This window comes from Moraxella oblonga NBRC 102422, assembly GCF_001598275.1.
In the GTDB taxonomy this organism is placed as follows: domain Bacteria; phylum Pseudomonadota; class Gammaproteobacteria; order Pseudomonadales; family Moraxellaceae; genus Moraxella; species Moraxella oblonga.
Genome location: NZ_BCYQ01000102.1, coordinates 1 through 710 on the forward strand (window position 1 = coordinate 1; position 710 = coordinate 710).

At 30.8% G+C, this 710-nt stretch carries 1 protein-coding gene; it reads right to left on the reverse strand.

Translation table 11 applies throughout. The features are described 5' to 3' along the window. Positions 1-710: polymorphic toxin-type HINT domain-containing protein (locus tag MOB01S_RS12510; protein ID WP_066805875.1), on the reverse strand; the 710-nt coding region annotated here is incomplete at both ends.

Here is a 710-nt window from a genome sequence, read left to right on the forward strand (position 1 = left end):
AAACTCCTTCCTCACCAACAAAATAAGTATGATAGTCTTCTACTTCAATGTTATATACATCACATAATAAAGCTTCATCTAAAGAGTTCCTTGCTATATCACATTGTTCTTCATATGACAAGGTTAATCCATTAGTTGGCTGAAACTTATCAACATCTAAAGGGTTATAATAAGAAATAATTTTCTCATCTGTAACTTCAAATATTGTTTCAATTTCCACTGGTAAGTAATCTTTTAAAGGTCTTTCACAAAAACCATATAGAACACCCTTGCTATTAGAAGATTGATACATTTTATTGTTACAAAGAAAATGATATGTAGTATCAGTTTTATTAGATATTGATAACATATTACCAATTTCCATATCAATTAATGGACACCAACGTTCTTGAGCTTCATTCCATATCGGGTGATCTCTAGTAGCTATAATATAATTAATAATAGGTTCATCAGCATCGTACTGATTTCTAGCCCAATAGCTTAATCTAAACACTTCTTGATTGGGTGTCTTGATAGTTTTAAGAACTGATTTATAAACTAGTTCTCCGTTGGGATTATTTTCATCTCGTGATAAAACTTTATCACCTACTTTTATATCTTGAATTGGAAATAGTCCTTTATCTGTATGTACTAATGTACCCGCCACAAAACCAGCATTATGTTTCGTTTCTAACTTCAATTGCTCAACATCAAAAGCCTCATCATATTGG